The 17200-nt window shown below is 59.2% G+C and carries 22 protein-coding genes, 1 tRNA gene and 1 pseudogene; 13 read left to right on the forward strand and 11 right to left on the reverse strand.

From position 1 onward, the window contains the following. The first annotated feature begins 25 nt into the window (after nt 1-25). The 9 genes and pseudogenes from MUN84_RS10815 (at nt 26) to MUN84_RS10855 (ending at nt 5680) form a co-directional block, all read left to right on the forward strand. On the forward strand, nt 26-898 hold the full coding sequence (locus tag MUN84_RS10815) for an NAD(P)/FAD-dependent oxidoreductase (RefSeq protein ID WP_244698322.1): 873 nt from the start codon (nt 26-28) through the stop codon (nt 896-898). A 231-nt stretch (nt 899-1129) separates the two neighbouring features. After that, nucleotides 1130-1453 (forward strand): annotated as a pseudogene (locus tag MUN84_RS10820) (carboxypeptidase-like regulatory domain-containing protein); the annotation flags it as partial. Nucleotides 1454-1503: 50 nt separating this feature from the next. Beyond that, complete coding sequence (locus MUN84_RS10825; RefSeq protein WP_244698324.1) at nt 1504-2091, forward strand: DUF5686 family protein; 588 nt, start codon at nt 1504-1506, stop codon at nt 2089-2091. A gap of 965 nt (nt 2092-3056) precedes the next feature. Continuing rightward, nucleotides 3057-3461 carry a DUF5686 family protein gene (locus tag MUN84_RS10830; RefSeq protein ID WP_244698828.1) on the forward strand — a complete coding sequence of 135 codons (405 nt, stop codon included), beginning with the start codon at nt 3057-3059 and terminating at the stop codon, nt 3459-3461. Beyond that, nucleotides 3458-3613 (forward strand): hypothetical protein, encoded by a 156-nt coding sequence (locus tag MUN84_RS10835; RefSeq protein ID WP_244698327.1) that lies wholly within the window; start codon nt 3458-3460, stop codon nt 3611-3613. Before MUN84_RS10830 ends, MUN84_RS10835 begins: the two co-directional genes overlap by 4 nt. Before the next feature lie 183 nt (nt 3614-3796). Continuing rightward, on the forward strand, nt 3797-4522 hold the full coding sequence (locus MUN84_RS10840) for a galactokinase (protein ID WP_244698329.1): 726 nt from the start codon (nt 3797-3799) through the stop codon (nt 4520-4522). 26 nt (nt 4523-4548) lie between these two features. Next, nucleotides 4549-4791, forward strand: a complete 243-nt coding sequence (locus tag MUN84_RS10845) for a hypothetical protein (protein ID WP_244698332.1) — start codon at nt 4549-4551, stop codon at nt 4789-4791. Beyond that, nucleotides 4788-4964: a hypothetical protein gene (locus MUN84_RS10850; RefSeq protein WP_244698348.1), complete on the forward strand. Its 177-nt coding sequence runs from the start codon at nt 4788-4790 to the stop codon at nt 4962-4964. The genes MUN84_RS10845 and MUN84_RS10850 overlap by 4 nt, the downstream gene beginning before the upstream one ends. A gap of 440 nt (nt 4965-5404) precedes the next feature. Beyond that, nucleotides 5405-5680, forward strand: a complete 276-nt coding sequence (locus tag MUN84_RS10855) for a hypothetical protein (RefSeq protein ID WP_244698351.1) — start codon at nt 5405-5407, stop codon at nt 5678-5680. 255 nt (nt 5681-5935) lie between these two features. Here the strand turns inward: MUN84_RS10855 and MUN84_RS10860 are convergent, their stop codons facing one another. The 7 genes from MUN84_RS10860 to MUN84_RS23780 form a co-directional block, all read right to left on the reverse strand. Further along, nucleotides 5936-6541, reverse strand: coding sequence for a cyclase family protein (locus MUN84_RS10860; RefSeq protein WP_244698353.1), 606 nt, complete (start codon nt 6539-6541; stop codon nt 5936-5938). A 320-nt stretch (nt 6542-6861) separates the two neighbouring features. Beyond that, nucleotides 6862-7245, reverse strand: a complete 384-nt coding sequence (locus tag MUN84_RS10865; RefSeq protein ID WP_244698356.1) for a hypothetical protein — start codon at nt 7243-7245, stop codon at nt 6862-6864. Between the two features lie 14 nt (nt 7246-7259). Beyond that, the gene (locus MUN84_RS10870) at nt 7260-7517 is read right to left on the reverse strand and encodes a hypothetical protein (RefSeq protein WP_244698359.1); all 258 of its coding nucleotides are present in this window, start codon (nt 7515-7517) and stop codon (nt 7260-7262) included. A gap of 160 nt (nt 7518-7677) precedes the next feature. Continuing rightward, nucleotides 7678-8169 (reverse strand): hypothetical protein, encoded by a 492-nt coding sequence (locus tag MUN84_RS10875; protein WP_244698364.1) that lies wholly within the window; start codon nt 8167-8169, stop codon nt 7678-7680. 183 nt (nt 8170-8352) lie between these two features. Then, a complete protein-coding gene (locus MUN84_RS23770; RefSeq protein WP_317239179.1) occupies nt 8353-8556 on the reverse strand; it encodes a hypothetical protein in 204 nt (67 codons plus the stop codon). A gap of 92 nt (nt 8557-8648) precedes the next feature. Next, nucleotides 8649-9233 carry a radical SAM protein gene (locus MUN84_RS23775; RefSeq protein ID WP_317239180.1) on the reverse strand — a complete coding sequence of 195 codons (585 nt, stop codon included), beginning with the start codon at nt 9231-9233 and terminating at the stop codon, nt 8649-8651. Further along, on the reverse strand, nt 9185-9406 hold the full coding sequence (locus tag MUN84_RS23780; protein WP_317239181.1) for a hypothetical protein: 222 nt from the start codon (nt 9404-9406) through the stop codon (nt 9185-9187). Before MUN84_RS23780 ends, MUN84_RS23775 begins: the two co-directional genes overlap by 49 nt. A gap of 553 nt (nt 9407-9959) precedes the next feature. Between MUN84_RS23780 and MUN84_RS10885 the strand changes: the two genes are divergently transcribed. Continuing rightward, nucleotides 9960-11639, forward strand: coding sequence for a BamA/TamA family outer membrane protein (locus MUN84_RS10885; RefSeq protein ID WP_244698367.1), 1680 nt, complete (start codon nt 9960-9962; stop codon nt 11637-11639). A 159-nt stretch (nt 11640-11798) separates the two neighbouring features. Here MUN84_RS10885 and MUN84_RS10890 read toward each other — a convergent pair whose 3' ends face one another. Both MUN84_RS10890 and MUN84_RS10895 read right to left on the reverse strand, forming a co-directional pair. Further along, complete coding sequence (locus MUN84_RS10890) at nt 11799-12497, reverse strand: alpha/beta hydrolase (protein WP_244698370.1); 699 nt, start codon at nt 12495-12497, stop codon at nt 11799-11801. After that, nucleotides 12464-12748: a hypothetical protein gene (locus tag MUN84_RS10895; protein WP_244698372.1), complete on the reverse strand. Its 285-nt coding sequence runs from the start codon at nt 12746-12748 to the stop codon at nt 12464-12466. The genes MUN84_RS10890 and MUN84_RS10895 overlap by 34 nt, the downstream gene beginning before the upstream one ends. A 430-nt stretch (nt 12749-13178) precedes the next feature. Between MUN84_RS10895 and MUN84_RS10900 the strand changes: the two genes are divergently transcribed. After that, nucleotides 13179-13251, forward strand: a tRNA-Met gene (locus MUN84_RS10900). A gap of 432 nt (nt 13252-13683) precedes the next feature. Here MUN84_RS10900 and rpmA read toward each other — a convergent pair. Further along, a complete protein-coding gene (gene rpmA, locus MUN84_RS10905; protein WP_244698374.1) occupies nt 13684-14001 on the reverse strand; it encodes a 50S ribosomal protein L27 in 318 nt (105 codons plus the stop codon). 116 nt (nt 14002-14117) lie between these two features. Further along, nucleotides 14118-14423 carry a 50S ribosomal protein L21 gene (rplU, locus tag MUN84_RS10910; protein ID WP_244698385.1) on the reverse strand — a complete coding sequence of 102 codons (306 nt, stop codon included), beginning with the start codon at nt 14421-14423 and terminating at the stop codon, nt 14118-14120. A 466-nt stretch (nt 14424-14889) separates the two neighbouring features. Here rplU and MUN84_RS10915 point away from each other — a divergent pair, with 466 nt between their 5' ends. Together MUN84_RS10915 and MUN84_RS10920 are read left to right on the forward strand one after the other, a co-directional pair. Next, nucleotides 14890-15852, forward strand: coding sequence for a ribonucleoside-diphosphate reductase small subunit (locus MUN84_RS10915; RefSeq protein ID WP_244698387.1), 963 nt, complete (start codon nt 14890-14892; stop codon nt 15850-15852). Between the two features lie 150 nt (nt 15853-16002). Further along, nucleotides 16003-16932: a DUF6624 domain-containing protein gene (locus MUN84_RS10920; protein WP_244698390.1), complete on the forward strand. Its 930-nt coding sequence runs from the start codon at nt 16003-16005 to the stop codon at nt 16930-16932. Nucleotides 16933-17200: the final 268 nt, after the last annotated feature.

Raw genomic sequence — 17200 nt, forward strand, 5'->3', positions numbered from 1 at the left:
ACTTACTGACGTCGACGTTGCTATTGTGGGGGCGGGCAGCGCGGGCCTCAGCGCTGCGCTGGTGCTGGGCCGCTGCCTGCGCAAGGTAGTCGTGCTGGATGGGGGCTCTCCGCGCAATGCTCCTTCGCCCGCCGTCCAGGGCTTCTTCACCCGCGACGGTACCCTACCCGCCGACCTACTTGGGCTGGGACGAGAGCAGTTGACCCCTTACAACTCAGTAGAAATCAGGGAGGCCCGCGTGGTGGAAATAGTGGCCCTGGAACACGTGTTTGAGTTGACCCTGGAAGGCCCAACCGGGCGTAAGTCTACCCTGACGGCGCGCAAGGTGCTGCTGGCTACCGGCGTGGAGGACGAACTGCCGCCCATCGACGGTATGCGTGAGTTGTGGGGCCGGGGCGTGCTACACTGCCCCTACTGCCACGGCTGGGAAGTGCGCGACCAGCCTCTGGCCGTGTACGGCCGGGCCAAAATGGTAACCGGCTTGGCGTTGCTGGTCAGCCGCTGGAGCAAGGACGTGGTGGCCTGCATCGACGGGCCGGGGTTCTTGACGGAAAACGCCCGCCGCCGCCTGCGCCAGCAGAAAATTCAGGTGCGCGAGGAGCCCGTCGTGCGGCTGGAAGGCACGCCTACAGGAGAGTTGCAGCACATTGTGTTTGCGTCGGGGGAGAAGCTGGCGCGGGCGGCCGTATTCGTGCATGCTCACCAGCACCAACGCACCCCGCTGGCCGAAAAAATCGGCTGCCGGCTCACGAGCAAAGGCGCCATTTGGGTGGATAAAAAGCAGCAGACCACCGTGCGGGGCCTCTACGCAGCCGGCGACACTACCCAGGCACGCAACAAGCTATTCTGGCTGCCGCGGAGGGTAGCGCCGCCGCCATCAGCATCAACGAAACCCTGACCCGGGAAGAATGCCCGAAGTAGCAGGGGTAGCCCACCGGGGCCGCTCTGCTCTTTTTTCATTCTGCCTGAACTAGCACTGCGGGCATCTGGCTTATAGCTAGGTGCCCTTCTGTTTGGGGTAGCCGGGGCGCTGGTTGGGTAAGTTTCTGGGGCGAGTGGCTTTTGCTGAGCGGCTAACCAGTATCTTGTTACCGAACCTGCGTCCAACTGCCCGTATATAGTGTATCGTATGAAAGTCGTGTCTTCGCTGCTCTGTCTGCTCCTGCTTCTGGTGGGGGCACCGGTGGCCTGGGCCCAGCGGGTGATATTCAGCGGGCGGGTCACGGAGGCGGCTACGGGCCAGCCCGTGCCGTTTGCCTCGGTGTTTGTGCGGGGCACCAGCCAGGGCGCTACCGCCGATGACAACGGCCGCTACCAGCTCACCTTAACCGGGCCAGTCGACACGCTGATAGCCTCCGCCATTGGCTTTGCGCCCCAGAAAAAAAAGGCGGCCGCTAGCCCCGACCACCAGACCATCAACTTCAGTTTGGGTAACGGTAGCGTGTCGTTGGGTGAGGTAGTGGTGCGGCCCGGGAAAATCCGGCCTACGCTATTCTGCGCCGGGTGCAGCAGCATAAACCTCAGAACGACAAACGTTTCCTTCGTTCTTTCGAATTCGAAAGCTACAACCGCACCGAAGTATCGCTCAATAACCTACCCAGCCAGCTCAGCCGCCGTAAGCTGCTGCGCCAGATGACCCAGGTAGCCGACAGCCTGGGCGTGGCCCGGGATGCTAACGGCAAGCCGGTGGTGCCCATCTTCGCCTCCGAGGTGTTGTCGCGCTTTTACCAGAACAACGAACCCCTGCGGAGGCGCGAGGAAATTCGCCAGACCCAAATGCGGGGCGCGGCCCCGCGCGAGGGCTCGGTGGTGTCGCAGATTATGGGCTCTTCGTTTCAGGACTGGGACTTTTACCGCAACTGGCAGCAGCTCCTAGGCAAGGACTTTATTTCGCCCATTGCCGATGGTTGGAAGTTCACCTACGAGTATGAGCTGCAGGACTCGGTGATGGTGGGCCAGGACTTCTGCTATAAGATTGGGGTAGCGCCCCGCCGCCCCAGGACCTGGCGTTTACCGGCACCATCTGGATCAGCTCCTCCACCTACGCCCTGCGCCAACTGGACCTGGCCGTTAGCCCCGAAGCCAACCTAAACTTTGTGGAGCAGGTGCGGGTGTACCAGGAAATGACGCCTACCCCGCCGGGGGTCCGGAGCTGCCCCGCCGCACCCGCGTAGTTATCGGCATTAAGCCGACCAAGGGCAGCACTGGGGTAATGGCCCGCTTTGTCACGGTCAACTCCGGCTTCGTGGTGAATCAGCCCAAGCCCTCCCCTTCTACGACCGGCCCCTGGAAACCCTGGCTTCGGCCTTCGATGTGCCCAAGAACTTTTTCGAGCAGAACCGGCCCGACTCGCTGAGCCGGGAGGAAGCTGCCACCCTGCAGGTGCTGGACTCCGTGCGCCAGCTGCCGGCGGTTCGTTCCCTGCTGGAAGTGGCGGATGTGGCCGTGAATGGGTACTACCGGGCGGGCAAGGTAGACTTAGGGCCAATTCTGACGGCGTACAGCTTTAACAGCATTGAAGGCCACCGCTTCCGGGTAGGGTTCCGGACGACGCCGGAGCTGAGCCGCGACTGGCTGCTGCGCACCTACCTGGCCTACGGCACCCGCGACGGGCGCTTCAAGTATGGCCTGCGGGTGCAGCGGGTACTGGACCGCCGCCACTGGACGGTAGCCAACTTTGAGCATCGCCAAGACCTGGACCAGGTAGCCCTGCTCGACAACGACTACGCCCTAGAAAATCCGCTGTTTGAGGCCTCGGCCCGCCTGGGCGACATCAGCAGCAGCCGGCCGCTGCGCCGCGACCTGACCACGGTAGCCCTGCAATCAGACCTGTTTCGGGGCTTTACCCAGCGCGTGCTGCTGCGCCACCAGCAGTTCCGGCCCTGTACCCATTTGCCTACTACACCCAGGAGCCCCGGCCCGGCGCCCCCACCAACGACCACTTCGACCTGTCGGAGATTGTGCTGGAGTCACGCTACGCCCGCGACGAGGTGCTGGTGGAAAACAACCAGAACCGCCGCACGGCCATCGGGCTCAAGCGGTGGCCGGTGTTTACGGTGCGCTATACCCTGGGTGTTGACAAAGTGCTGGGCTCCGACTTTCGCTACCACAAGCTCAACCTGCTCGTCGACCAGAGCATCCGGCTGGGCCAGCTCGGCCGCACCGATTACCGCCTCGATGCGGGCTACATCCCTAGCACGGTGCCGTATCCGGTGCTCAAAACCCACCTTGGTAATCAGTCGCCGTTCTACAACGCGGGGGCTTTTAACCTGATGCGCTACTTTGAGTTCGTGAGCGACCAGTACGTATCCTTCCGGGCCGAGAACCATTTCGAAGGGTTTCTACTCAACTCCATTCCGGCCGTAAAGCAGCTGAACTGGCGGTTGGTAGCCACCGGCAACGTGCTGTGGGGTAGCGTCCGGGAGGCTAACCGGCGCATTATCCCCAGGAAGACCCAGTGAACGGCGGCCCCCTGCCCTCCTTCCGGCCCCTGGGTCGCCTGCCTTACGCGGAGGTGGGCTACGGGGTCGAGAATATCTTCAAGGTTGCTCGGGTTGATTTTCTGCACCGTCTCACCTACCGCAACTCGCCTGGGGCCCGCACCTTCGGGTGAAAGTTAGCTTTCAGTTTAAGCTCTAGGCCAGCGAAGGTTTGCGTTTAGGTGGGTACAGCCGAGGCGCCCTACGGAACAGCGAAAGTTGACTATCTCTCGTACCACTACCCTACGTCGCGCCGCCACGTTGCCGGCAGCCGACGCCTATGTTTCTCCGAACTTCTACTTAAGCTGTTCTTCGTCATGCTCTTAGCCTCCGCTATTGCCGCTTCTTTCCGTCAACATTTTCAGCACGAGCCGCTGCTGGTGCGCGCGCCTGGTCGGGTAAACCTGATTGGGGAGCACACCGACTACAACGCGGGCTACGTGCTGCCGGCGGCCGTTGACAAGGAAATTTGCTTTGCCGTGGGGCTCAACCAGACTGATACCATCCGGCTGGTAGCTCACGACTTGCAGAAGACGTTTTCGGTGGCGGCGGCCAACGTGCAGCGCAGCAATACGCCCTGGGCCAACTACTTGCTAGGCGTGGTGGCGCAGTTTCAGAAGCGGGGCGTCGACGTGCCCGGCTTCGACTGCGTATTTGGGGGCACTATTCCGATGGGGGCGGGCATGTCCTCGTCGGCGGCGGTGGAGTGCGGGCTGGCCTTTGCCCTGAACACGCTGCTGCACACCCACCTGGACCGGATGACGCTGGCGCACATGGCCCAGAAAGCCGAGCACGAGTTTGCCCTGGTACAGTGTGGGCTGATGGACCAGTTTGCTAGCTTGTTCGGCCAAGACGGGCAGGTAGTGCGCCTGGACTGCCGCTCCCTGGACTACGAATACTTCCCCTTCGATACCCGCGCGGCCCAGGTCGTGCTCTGTAACTCCGGCGTGAAGCACTCGTTGGCCAGCTCCGAGTATAACACCCGCCGCCAGGAGTGCGAGCAGGGCGTGGCCGTACTGCGGGAGCACTACCCCAGCTGCTGAGCCTGCGCGATGCCACGCTAGCGCACGTGCAAACCCACCGGGCTGCGTTGGGCGACGTGGTGTACCGGCGCTGCCGCTACGTAATAGAAGAAAACCTACGGGTAGAAGCGGCCTGCCAGCACTTACTGGCCGGCGACCTGCGTGCCTTCGGCCAGCAGATGTACGCCTCTCACGCCGGGCTGCGCGACGATTACCAGGTAAGCTGCCGCGAGTTGGACGTGCTGGTGGCCGCGGCCCAGCAGGCGCCGGGCGTGTTCGGGCCCGCATGATGGGCGGCGGCTTCGGTGGCTGCACCATCAACCTGGTAGCCCCGGACCAGGTAGAGCAGTTCATTGCCCACCAAACCGCCGCTTATCAACAGCAGTTGGGCTTACCCCTGGAAACCTACACGGCCACCATCGTGGCGGGAGTTAGCGCCCTTGAACCAGTAGTAGAATCGTAGGTTCCGATAACTCATACAGCAGACTTGCCGACAAAAATCAAGCTGCTTGCTACCCGCTTCTTATCGAAGCTGTTTCTATACGCTAATAACCTGAACAATAGCTCCCAAACTTAAAAAAGTCAGAACCTTTTCTCTTTTTTTGGAGCGGTTTTTCATCGCCCAATCCCGGGTCTGTTCCTGCTTTTTTGAGTTCATCAAAGAGCTTTTTGGATGATGGCAAGGTTCTGCGGCCCGGCGCCGTATTTCAACCCCGTCACAGAACAATCCGCGGGTGGTAGGCGTTGGATAGACAACCCCACACTGGTAGCGGAACTCGCTCGGAGCCCGTACCTTTGAGAGCACATGAGCTGGTTGTTGCAGCTCTTATCATTAAATAGCCCAGGCAGTTACCTCGTAATTGACGCTGCCTAGGGGCCGTTTTTTCGTAGACTGACTTATCTATGCCTAAGTACGAAGTTGCCAACCTAACGCTGGCGGAAGCCACGCGTCACGCGCCCTTCATTGATTACGCCCGCTGCATTGATGCCGGCCAACGCCCCTACAACCACGTTGGCGACTGGCCTGAAGAAGGCCGCCTCTACCCCGTGCGCGTAGTTGACTCGCGCACGGAAGGCATACCGCTGGTGCACGTGCTCGGCTTTGAGGGCGAAGCTCCTTATTACAACGCCTACGGCCCGCACCGCTTTGAAATGCTGCTAACCGTGTGGCTGAACTAATCTTTGTTGCTCAAAACGTAAAACGGCTCCTGCTACCTCAGCAGGAGCCGTTTTACGTTTTGAAGTGCTTGTAACTAGCTTTGGTAGGCTGTAGACGAGTACATGGAAAGGCCGTCATGCAGAGCGCAGCGAAGCATCTCGCTCGAATCGTTGGGGTAGCCTAGCAACCTGAGCACACCAGATACTTCGCTGCGCTCTGCATGACGGCCTTCTTGGAATTAAAAGCTGTTACTGTTCTTTCACTGCCCATCTACTCTAGCGCAGGGCGTAGAGAATGGGTTTGCTGGGGCTGGCATCTAGCTCCAAGCTCGTGACTTGCAGGTTCAACAGATACAGTCCGTCTTCTAGCTCATCGGGCACAAAAATCAGTTCTGTGATGGTGGCTGCCTGGCGCGTGGCGTGGGGGTACTGCCAAAAGGCGTGGTGGGCCAGAAGTTGTCCGCCGTCTTCTTCCCGGTCCACGCTGGGCAAATCCAGTAGCAGGTGCTCGATGTGGTGCCCAGCCAAGTAGTGGGCCAGGGCGGGCTCTAGGTAAGTGGGGTTGGTGCCGGAGTAGTGGCGGGTACGCTTGCTTTTGTGGTTGGGCAGGGTGCGCAGAATTAGGGCTTCGGGACGTACAGCGGCATCGGGCCCGCCCTCCAGCTCCCGGCGCACATCTTCTAGCAGCACTACCTCGTCGCCGTTGGCCTGGGGGCGGGGCTGCACCGATACTAGCCGGGCTACGAACAGAAAGTGGCGCAGGCAACGGTTCAGCGTGGCGCGGGGGTCAGGGGAAATATGGCCGTAGCACTCCGTGTGCGTGCCGTTGCCGTGGGGCGTGAGGTGCACCCGCTTGTAGTTGGTGCTGCCTCCTTCGGCCACGCTGCCCACGAAATTCCCAACCCGAATTATATCAAACGCTACCGGCTCGGCCCAGAAGCAGTTTACCTGCTGCTCCCCGGAGCCAGCGGCAGGGAAATATCCAGGGGCGCGGCCGGATCGAAGGCGAACGAGCGGCCTTGGTAAGGATAGGTGGCTAGCATGAAGGAACGTAATAAAGTGAACAGAAATGCAGGTAAGAGCCGGCCACCTCCCGCCGTCGTTCCGGGTGTAGCGAGGCATCTAGGGTAATCATTCGACCTGCTTGATTCAGATTCCTTGCTGCACTGGGCATGACAACGGGAGGCTTTCTTTAGCTACCGTCAGCGGGCCAAGTGAAATGGGCGAAACTCAGCCGACGGGCACACTTGCGCCCTGTTTTCCTCTAGCAACCGGTTCAGGATGCGGCTGATTTCCTCGGCGTGACTAAGCACCATGAAGTGTCCGCCGCCGCGAATCAGGTACTCCACGGGGGTAGGTCCGGGCGGAAACACCCGGTCGTGAGTGCCCAGGATTTGGACGCTGCGCCCGACGTGGGTACTGTCCCAGTGCAGGAGGCGGTGAATGGCCCAGCGGGTGTACACGGGCTCCATGTCGCGCAGAATCTGCTTGAACAGACGGTACTCTTCCCCATTTCTCACGCCAAAATACCACTGTCCGGCCCGTGGAAACAGCTTCAGCCACTGCGGCGGAAACAGCCGGTACACCCGCGTTGCCCGAATTAGGCGCAGCAGCGGGGCAAGCAGCTAGCATCGGGAATACTGCTGATCAGCACGGTGCGCAACCGGGGCCGCAACCGGTTGATTTCCAGACCTACTACCCCACCGAAGGAAACTCCCACCAACAGCCCCTCCGCTTCCAGCGGGATACGGGCCGCCATGCGGGCCGCGTAGTGGGGTAGGGTTTCGTCGGGTTCCGGCGTGGGCCAGAGCAGCACCTGCGCCGGCCCGTGCAAGAGCGGTAGCAGATTCCGGAACACCCGCTCATCGGCCCTAGCCCGGGCAAAAGGTAGAACATATGGGGAGTGGTGGGATGGTGAGATGGTGAGTTGGTGCCTGAGTGACTGGGTGCGTCATGCCTTCTTGTAGCGCGGCTCCGCACAGCTCGAACAGCTAATGCACTCAGGCACTGGTTCACTTTTACGGCTCCACGCGCAGGAACACGCCTTCCAGGTAAAAGATGTTGTGGGGCTGACCGGCTTCGTATTCGGCGGCTTCCTCGCTCTCGGCGTCCATGCTGATGTCGAAGGTTTCTTCCTCTTCGCCTTCCTCGCCCTCCTCGTAGGGCTCATCGGCTGGGTAGGTGCAGGAGAGCTTCAGGGCCACGTTGGGCAGGGGCACGGGCGGGTCGGCGTCGGTGGTGTATTCCAGCAGGCAGGGCCACTCGTGCACGGTAGCCAGGGCATCGGCCACGTCTTCCTGCAAGGCCTCGGCCCGGGCGCCAGCCAGGCGCAGCAACAGGTCGAGCTGCTGGAAAGGTAGGCCCAAATGGAAAAAGTGGGATTCCTGGTCGAAGTAGGTGGTAGCCCAGATAGTAACGTCGTCGGAGTTATCGAACACAATGGCTGTTATCTGCACCTGTTCGATAAAAAAATCCGTGTCGTCGGCCAGGGCATCAATCAGTCTTCTCATAATCACGAAGTTAAGCAAAGGCAGCCGCCGGCCCGGCAGCAAACAGCACCGCGGCTGCAGCGGACGGCGGCAAACCAGTCACTGTAAAAAGAGTGGGCAGGCCGGGAAATTAGCAGATTTCCGGCCGGAGTGTATCACTGGCGCGGCTACTTCCTCACTTTCCTCATGCGGCCCGGGGCAGCCCTACCCCTGAAATAGCTCCAGGGTAATGTGGTCGGCTAGGAGCTTACCAGCATCGGTCAGGCGTAGTACGGTGCCGGTTAGGGTGGCGAGGCCAGTGGCCTGCAACTCCTGCAAGTAGCCAGCGCGTTGGGTTAGCACATCCACGCCAAGGTCGTCGCGCAGGTAGCCTAGGTCGCAGCCCCGGGCTGTGCGCAGGCTGGTCATCAGGTACTCGTTGGCGCGGTCCTGGGGCTGAGCGTTTCTACGGTGGCGGGCACCTCCCTCGTTCCAGCACCGCCGCCACGTACTGCGGATTATTAGCTACCGTGTACTGCCGGCTGTAGCCGTTGAAGGAGTGGGCGCTCGGGCCCAGCCCAGGTAGGGCACCCCGCGCCAGTAGGCCGAGTTGTGGCGCGACTCGCGGCCGGGCCGGCAGAAGTTGCTGATTTCGTACTGTTGGTAGCCATAGCGCGCCATTTCCAGAAGCAGCATTTCAAATTGCCGGGCCACGAACTCATCGGGGGGGCCGCGAACTTGCCCTTCTTCAACTGCCGCCCGAACACCGTATCGGGCTCAATGGTAAGGGCGTAGCAGGACAGATGGGGCACGTTCAGGGCAAAGGCCGCCGCCATATCCGCTTCCCACAGCGCATGGGTAGGCGCGGGCACCCCGTAAATTAAATCCACGGAAATGTTTTCGAAGCCAGCATCCTGGGCCCGCAGCACGCCCGCCCTCGACTCCTGGGCCGAATGAGCCCGGTTCATGAGGCGCAGGTGAGGCTCGTGGAAGCTCTGCAGGCCAATGCTCAGGCGGTTTACGGGGGAGGCCGCCAACTCCCGCACCTTGGCCGAAGTTAAGTCATCAGGGTTGGCCTCCAGGGTAATTTCCGCATCGGAAGCCACCCGGAAATGCTGGTGAATAGCCCGAAAATCGTGTCTAGCTCAGCCGCCGTCAGCAGAGAAGGAGTACCGCCACCAAAGTAAATAGTCGTGAGTTCGGCCGCCGGCCCGAGATAGTCCTGCCGCAACGCCAGCTCCCGCGTCAGGGCTTCCACCAAGCGGCTTTTCAGGGCCATGGACGTACTGAAATGGAAGTCGCAGTAGTGGCAGGCTTGCTTGCAGAACGGTATATGAAGGTACAGACCAGACATGAATGAGAAACGAAACCCACCAGCGGCGGCTACCTCCCAGCCCCTAACGGTAGTGCCGGGCAGGCCGAGGAAGAGGGCGGTGAGGTGAAAACAGGATGCCAGCCGGCGCGCGTTCCATTCCGGCGCGGCAGCCTTTGCCGTATGCTACCTAGGCTGCTACCCCAATAGGCTGACTCAACAGTGGCGCAAAGCAGAAAGCCGCTGAAAACCCGCGGGAAATGAGAGCCTTCGGAACTAACCCCGGGGCTACCGTACTTTCGGGAAATTAAACGCGGCGTTTCGCGTTTCTAACTGCAAATGTACGCCCGCGTCTTGGTTTTCTGGCTGCTACTGCTGGCTCTCGGGTCGGGTGCGGCTGCGTGGGCTCAGCAGACGGCCCCGCTCAATCCGGCCGCCCCCCTCTGCAAGCCGCGCCGCCGGCCCTGCTCCCCGATTCTGGCCGGCGCGCTGCCCCGGCCCGCTCCGCCCGGCCCGGCCCGTGGTGCTGCAACTGGCAGTAGAAGCCGCCGACCGCCCCGTGGTGCGCCCCTACCGCTACCGCTCCGCCCTTCCCGATTCGCTGGCCGCCCTGCGCGAGGTGCGCACCCTGGTGCTAGCCCTGCAGGCCAACTCCTACCTGACGGCCTCGGCCGATGAACTGCGCTGGCACCACGATACGCTGCGCGTGCAGCTGTACGTGGGCGAGAAATTCCGCTGGGCCCGCCTGCGCAACGGCAACCTCGGCGACGGACTCCTGACCCGAGCCGGCTACCGCGAGAAACTATTTTACGAGCAACCGCTACGGCCTCAGGAGTGGGCCAAACTCCAGGAAAACGTACTGCACGAGGCGGAAAACCAGGGCTACCCCTTTGCCACCATCGGCCTCGACTCGGTGGCCTTGCGGGGCGTTGATGTGGAAGGCCGGGTAGTGCTGCGGCGCGGCCCTGCCATCGTGTTCGACTCCTTGCAGATTGTGGGCAAAAACAAAACCCGCGCCCGCTTCCTGACCAAATACCTGCAGATTGAGCCCAACCAGCCTTTCAGCCAGCAGCGCATCCAGGAGGCCGCCCGCCGCCTACGCCAGCTGTCCTACCTGCGCCTGAGAGCCGAGCCCGAGGTGCGGTTTGCTCGCGGGCGGGCGCGGGTCTTTTTCCTGCTCGAAGACCGGACCGCCAACCAATTTGACGCCATTGTGGGGGTATTGCCGAACCCCAACCCCGGCATCGGTCAGAAGCGCATCCAGGTTACCGGCGACGTGACCATTAACCTGCGCAACATTGGCGGGGGTGGTAAGGGAGTAGGCGTGCAGTGGCGCAAGCTCGATGCCAGCTCCCAGCTACTGGATGCGCAGTACGTGCATCCTGCTTTCTTCGGCACGCCCCTGGAGCTGAACGGATCGTTTAACTTACTTAAGCAGAACGACTTGTTCCTGACGGCCCGGCCGCGCCTGCAGCTGGTGTACCCCATGGCCCAGGCCGGCCGCCTCGCCTTTTTCGTGGAGTGGCGTAGCTCCCGCCTGATTGACACTACCCTCAAACGGGCCACGGTATTACCCGAAAACATCGATTCCCGCTTCACCTCTTACGGCCTCGACTACTCCTGGAATACCCTCGACGACCCTTATTTCCCGCGGCGCGGGTTGCTAGCCAGCGGACAGGCCTCCATCGGTACCAAGCGCATCAGCAAAAATCCTGATGTTAATGAGGCCCTGTATGCGGGGTTGGCCCTGCGCTCCACTCAGGTAAGCCTCGGCCTGCGGGTTGAGCGATACTTCCGGGTGGGGCAGGGCGGCGTGCTGCTGACCCGCCTGCGGGGCGAGGCCCTCGTCAACCAGCGCCTGTTTCTCAACGACTTATTCAGGCTGGGCGGGCTGGCAACCTTGCGGGGCTTCAACGAGCTGAACTATTATGCCAGCCAGTACGCGGTGGGTACCGCCGAGTTCCGCCAGTTCACCGGCCCCGATGCCTACGTGTTTCTGTTCGTGGACCAAGCCTACCTGCGCCGCGACCTACCCGCTACCCGCCTACCCCACGATACGCCCACGGGCCTTGGGGCCGGCCTGAGCTTTCGCACAGGGGCCGGCCAGTTTCAGTTCGTGTACGCCCTCGGCCGCGACCAGCAGCAGCGCTTCGCCCTAAACTCTGGCAAGATCCATTTCGGCATCACCAGTCGTTTCTAAGCTGCTAACTCTAACAACTCAAGCTCCTTATCACTCGAGCGCAGAAGAAGTTGGGGTTCTTTAGCAAGTAACGTGTGGAGCCCGATCTAAATTTATATGAAATAAAAAGGCCCTTCACTACGTGCAGCGAAGGGCCTTTTTATTTCTAAAGCTACCTGCCTATTGCAGAGCTTTCTTTAGTTCCGCGGCGGCCATATCCTGGGCCTGGCCCGCTTGGGGCACTACGGCAGCCATTCCAAAGAACTCGTGAGTCACGCCATCGTAGTTCTGGTATTTGGTGGGTACGCCCGCCGCCTTCATCTTATCAGCCAGCATGCTACCATCGCTCATCAGCGGGTCGATTTCGGCTGTAATAATGGTGGTAGGTGGCAGACCCTTCAAATTAGCATTCACCAGCGAAATCATGGGGCTCTTGCCGTCGGCGGCCCCGCGCAGGTAGTTCTCAAAGAACCACGCCATCATGGGCTTGTTTAGCGGCTTAGCCTGGGCATATTTCTGGTAAGAAGGTGTGTTTAGGTCGTAGCCAGCAATGGGGTACACCAGCACTTCATGCTTGGGCAGCATTACTTTCTTATCGCGAGCCATCATACTCACGGTCGCGGCCAGGTTGCCACCGGCGCTTTCGCCTACTACGGCCACCTTCTGCGGGTCGCCTTTGAAAGAGGCAGCATTTTTCAGCACCCACTGATAGGCCGCAAAGGAATCGTTGTGGGCAGTGGGATACTTATGCTCCGGCCCCTGCCGATACGCCACTGATACGAAGATGGCACCAGTTTTTTCCACGAGACCCCGCACGGAAGCATCGTAAGTATCGAGGTTGGCAATTACCCAGCCGCCGCCGTGGTAGTACACCACCACCGGCAATGTACCGCTGGCATTGCGGGGGTATAAATGCGCACTTTCACTCCCGGCATCACCATCCGGCTCATCGTGTCGGCCGTAACGGGCGGCGTTGGCATGTTGTTGTCGCGCATCAGCTTCATTACCGCATCAGCGGGGGTAGGCTGCTGCCGGGCTTCCTGGGCCGATAAGGTTTCGATAGGTTTTCCACCGAGGCTAGCCAACGTTTCAATAACAGCCTGCATTTCTGGCGCAATAGTGGGCCCCACGCGGGTTTCGGCCCCGTAGGCTTCACTGGCTGCGGCCCGGCCGTAGCTGGGTTGGCGGTAGCCGGAGCGGTACTCATCGAGTCAGTGGCCGTGGCGGCAGCATTGGTTGACTCAGAGGTTTGGGAGGAATTGCAAGACGCGAGTGCAACGCTGGCGGCTACTACCGGAGCCACCCACCGCAGGGAGGGGAGTAATGACAAAAGAGCCATAGTATTAGGGTAAGAGAAAGTAGAACAAAACAGATACCCGTACGGTAGAGCTACTACGAAGTGTTGAATATGCCTAAATTCTGTACCTACACAGGAGTTCGTCGCCTTACCAAATAAATTTTTCTCCCTGATTATCAACTATAAGAAGCTCCACTAGGGCTAATTCTACTTCCTGGGCTGGCATATCCGAAAAACCCTAGTACATTTGTATTACCAAACAGTGCGGGGTGGAGCAGTTGGTAGCTCGTTGGGCTCATAACCCAAAGGTCACTGGTTCGAGTCCAGTCCCCGCTACCTACAGCGTCCCGGTTGCCACCACGGCAGCCGGGACGCTTCTTTTTGTCCGTACCTGTAACTGGAGCAGCCATTTGCCTCTTGAACCTGTACGGGGCTGCACTACAGGCACTGCCTGTTAACGCTACCGCAGCCACAGCCGCTGCGTTCTTAGTTCAACTACTCCGCCGTCACGCAATTCTAGACGCCTGGAGTTTTCTGCCGGTTGGACTCATAGAACGTACTGTTCTGCTTGGCGCACCTACTTAAGCGTGAGAAGCTCGCACAGGTAGTGTTCCTACCCTGCTAGTGGGGTAGTAATCTGCAAGTTACTCAAGGTTGGTTTAGCCTATACTCCTTGGGGTTGCCCTTGATTGCAGCTAGCACAATGCAAAAAGGGACAGCCCTTGCGGACAGTCCCCTTCGCTCAAAATTCCGAGTTAATCCCGAAAGTTACGCGTTGTCGTGCGCTTCAGCCGAAGCTGGAGCCGACGTGTGTACCTCAGCGGCTTCAGCAACACCAGGCAGTACCGATACAAATGAACGGTCTTTGCGGCCCTTGCGGAACTGCACCGTACCGTCGATCATAGCGAACAGGGTGTGGTCTTTACCGATACCTACGTTCTGGCCGGGGTGGTGCTTGGTGCCGCGCTGACGCACGATGATGTTGCCGGCAATGATGCTTTGCCCGCCGAAGATTTTCACGCCCAGACGCTTTGCTTCTGATTCGCGGCCGTTGTTGGAGCTACCTACGCCTTTCTTGTGTGCCATGGTATTATTTAGCTTTTAGCTACTAGCTGGTGGCTGTTAGCTTTTTTGTGTAAAAGAGCAAGCCAGTCAAACCGAAAGCTAACAGCTAATTGCCATCAGCTCACAGCTCAAGTAAACTAGCCGATGCTGTTGATCATTACTTTGGTGAACTGCTGACGGTGACCGTTCAGCTTCTTGTAGCCCTTGCGGCGCTTCTTCTTAAATACCAACACTTTGTCGCCCTTCACGTGAGCCAGGATGGTGCCGCTTACGGTCACGTCCAGCTCAGGGGCGCCAATGGTGAGGGTTCCGTTATCATCGGTCAGCAGGGCTTTGCCCAGCTCCACAGTGTCGCCGACGTTGCCAGCCAAACGGTGGGCGTATACAAATTTATTGGCTTCGACCTTGGTCTGCTTCCCGGCTATGTTGACAATTGCGTACATCGGCGTCTTCGCGGTTTCTGAAAAATGGAAGGCAAAAGTAGAAGGATGGTTTTACAAATCCAAACCCTAACTCACTAAACCTCATTGCCCCCGCAGAATAGCAGCCTTACCTTCTCTTATGCAGGAACGCGCTGGCGGGTACGCGAATAGAATTTTGTGGATAACTATGATTGTCCACAAGCCAAATGTGGATAACTTCTTGACAACGGTCCTTCCGTACGAACCTTATTCCATGAATTTCAGGGGCTTTGCAACAGCCAGCAGCTTAGTGGCATACGCAAAAATTAACACACAAAAAATGCCCGAACGCCACCTTCCTTCCCGGAAGTGGGGTTTATCTTTGGCATCCTGACTCGCTAGCCGCCTACCCATACTACCTGAAACAAACCGGCGCGGCAGGAGTTAGCACCTCACTTGCCCAGACGGCTCGTCTGGCACCCATTTATCCATTCTACTTCCTGTTGCCATGGAACCTCTGCTCACCGAGAACCCCAACCGCTTCGTCCTCTTCCCCATTCAGCACGATGATGTATGGCAGATGTACAAGAAGGCCGAGGCCTCTTTCTGGACGGCCGAGGAAATTGATTTGGGCCAGGACCAGAAAGACTGGGAAAACCTAAATGACGGCGAGCGGCACTTCATTTCGCACGTACTGGCCTTCTTCGCCGCCTCCGATGGCATTGTGAACGAAAACCTGGCCGTGAACTTCATGCAGGAAGTGCAGATGGCCGAGGCCCGCTGCTTCTATGGCTTTCAGGTGATGATGGAAAACATTCACTCGGAAACCTACTCCCTGCTGATTGACACCTACATCAAAGACCCCAAGCAGAAAGACCACCTCTTCAACGCCCTGGAAACCGTGCCCTGCGTGAAGAAGAAGGGTGAGTGGGCCATCAAATGGATTAACTCCGAGAACTTCACCGAGCGCCTGATTGCCTTTGCCGCCGTGGAGGGCATCTTCTTCTCCGGCTCGTTCTGCTCCATCTTCTGGCTCAAGAAGCGGGGCCTGATGCCCGGCCTGACCTTCAGCAACGAGCTGATTTCCCGCGACGAAGGCCTGCACTGTGACTTCGCCTGCTTGCTCTACAAAGACCACCTGCAGAACAAGCTACCCGAGTCGCGGGTGCACGAAATCATCCGCGACGCCGTGCAGATTGAGCAGGAGTTCGTGACGGATGCCCTACCCGTGAACCTGATTGGGATGAACGCCCAGCTCATGAGCCAGTATATTGAGTTTGTGGCCGACCGCCTGCTTGACTCCCTGGGCTACAGCAAGATTTACGGCGCTACCAACCCCTTCGACTTCATGGAAATGATTTCGCTGCAGGGCAAAACCAACTTCTTCGAGAAGCGGGTAGGCGAGTACCAGAAGGCCGGCGTGCTGAGCGAGCGGACTTCCAATGCTTTTTCTCTCGACGAGGATTTTTAAGCGGTAGCCCATTGCAACCATGCCAACGGGGTGTCAATCATACGATTGGCACCCTGTTGCTCGTTTATAGCAAACCTGCGATATTTAGGTACTGAGCAAAGCCGCAGGCTTCTGGCCTACATTTTATTACCTACCCTATTTTCTCGTTTTATGAAAAAAACCTTCCTTCTGCTCGGGGCCTTGCTGATCAGTAGCAGCACGCTGCTGGCTCAGGCCGATTTTGGCAAACTCAAGCAACGCGCCAGCGACGCCTATGCCACCAAAGACTACAAGGCTTCGGGCCAGTACTATGATCAGGCGCTTAAACAAAGTAAGGCCCAGCTTACCAGCGGCGACTACTATAACGCGGCCTGCAGCTGGGCGCTAGCCGGCGACGCCACCAAAGCCTTCCAGTACCTAGACCGCGCTACCCTGGCCGGCTGGGAAAACGTGGCTCACACACAACAGGATACCGACCTCACCGCCCTGCATACCGATAAACGCTGGCAGCCCATGCTCACCAAGATGCAAGCTGCCCTGGCCAAAACAGAAGCCAACTACAACAAGCCCCTGAAGCAACAGCTGGATTCTATTTACGCCTCGGACCAGAGCGGGCGGATGAAGCACGAAGCCGTTGAAAAGCAATACGGCCAACACTCGCCGGAGATGACGACGCTCTGGAAGGACATTGAAGCCACGGACGCCCGCAACCTGCAGCGCATCACCACGCTGCTGGATACGCACGGGTGGCCTACGAAAGCAGCGGTTGGAAATACGGGCACTACTACCGTGTTTCTGGTAATTCAGCACTCTGATTTGGCCACGCAGCAGAAATACTTCCCCATGGCCAAACAGGCCGCCGAGCGGGGCGACTTGTCGAAGTCGGCGCTGGCGCTGCTGCAAGACCGTATTCTCATTGGGCAGGGTAAGCCCCAGCTATACGGTAGCCAGCTTCACACGGACCCTACAACCGGCAAAACTGCGTTTTCGCCCATCGAAGACGAGGCTCACGTGGATGAGCGCCGCGCCGCCCTTGGTATGGAGCCGCTGGCCAGCTACGCCAAGCGGTTTGGGCTGGAGTATAAACCACCAGTGAAGTGATTACTCTACGCCACAACAGGTAGGGCGGATAGCGGCCACGTTGTAGTTCGCCGCTTCACCTGCTATTTCCTTAGAGGGCCAGCATCTTTTCGGAGGGTGCTGGCCTTACCTTTTCTGTTTCGCGGCACCGACAATACCACTTCTGGCGGAAATCAGCAACCTGATTTCTAACCTTATTAGCCGACTATATAGGCGCGCTCAGATGGTAAAAAAAGGCCTAAGCGTTAGCGTTTTAGCAGTATGTGGAAAACTTCCAAAGAATAGGTTT

This window comes from Hymenobacter sp. 5516J-16 (assembly GCF_022919335.1).
Lineage (GTDB): Bacteria > Bacteroidota > Bacteroidia > Cytophagales > Hymenobacteraceae > Hymenobacter > Hymenobacter sublimis.

What these genes read in the sequence shown, in the direction of transcription:
- MUN84_RS10840 (WP_244698329.1), top strand. Translation starts at nt 3,797, where the DNA reads ATGCTCTTAGCCTCCGCTATTGCCGCTTCTTTCCGTCAACATTTTCAG.
- MUN84_RS10850 (WP_244698348.1), top strand. Translation starts at nt 4,788, where the DNA reads ATGATGGGCGGCGGCTTCGGTGGCTGCACCATCAACCTGGTAGCCCCG.
- MUN84_RS10855 (WP_244698351.1), top strand. Translation starts at nt 5,405, where the DNA reads ATGCCTAAGTACGAAGTTGCCAACCTAACGCTGGCGGAAGCCACGCGT.
- MUN84_RS10875 (WP_244698364.1), bottom strand. Translation starts at nt 8,169, where the DNA reads ATGAGAAGACTGATTGATGCCCTGGCCGACGACACGGATTTTTTTATC.
- MUN84_RS23770 (WP_317239179.1), bottom strand. Translation starts at nt 8,556, where the DNA reads ATGACCAGCCTGCGCACAGCCCGGGGCTGCGACCTAGGCTACCTGCGC.
- MUN84_RS23780 (WP_317239181.1), bottom strand. Translation starts at nt 9,406, where the DNA reads ATGGCCCTGAAAAGCCGCTTGGTGGAAGCCCTGACGCGGGAGCTGGCG.
- rpmA (WP_244698374.1), bottom strand. Translation starts at nt 14,001, where the DNA reads ATGGCACACAAGAAAGGCGTAGGTAGCTCCAACAACGGCCGCGAATCA.
- rplU (WP_244698385.1), bottom strand. Translation starts at nt 14,423, where the DNA reads ATGTACGCAATTGTCAACATAGCCGGGAAGCAGACCAAGGTCGAAGCC.
- MUN84_RS10915 (WP_244698387.1), top strand. Translation starts at nt 14,890, where the DNA reads ATGGAACCTCTGCTCACCGAGAACCCCAACCGCTTCGTCCTCTTCCCC.
- MUN84_RS10920 (WP_244698390.1), top strand. Translation starts at nt 16,003, where the DNA reads ATGAAAAAAACCTTCCTTCTGCTCGGGGCCTTGCTGATCAGTAGCAGC.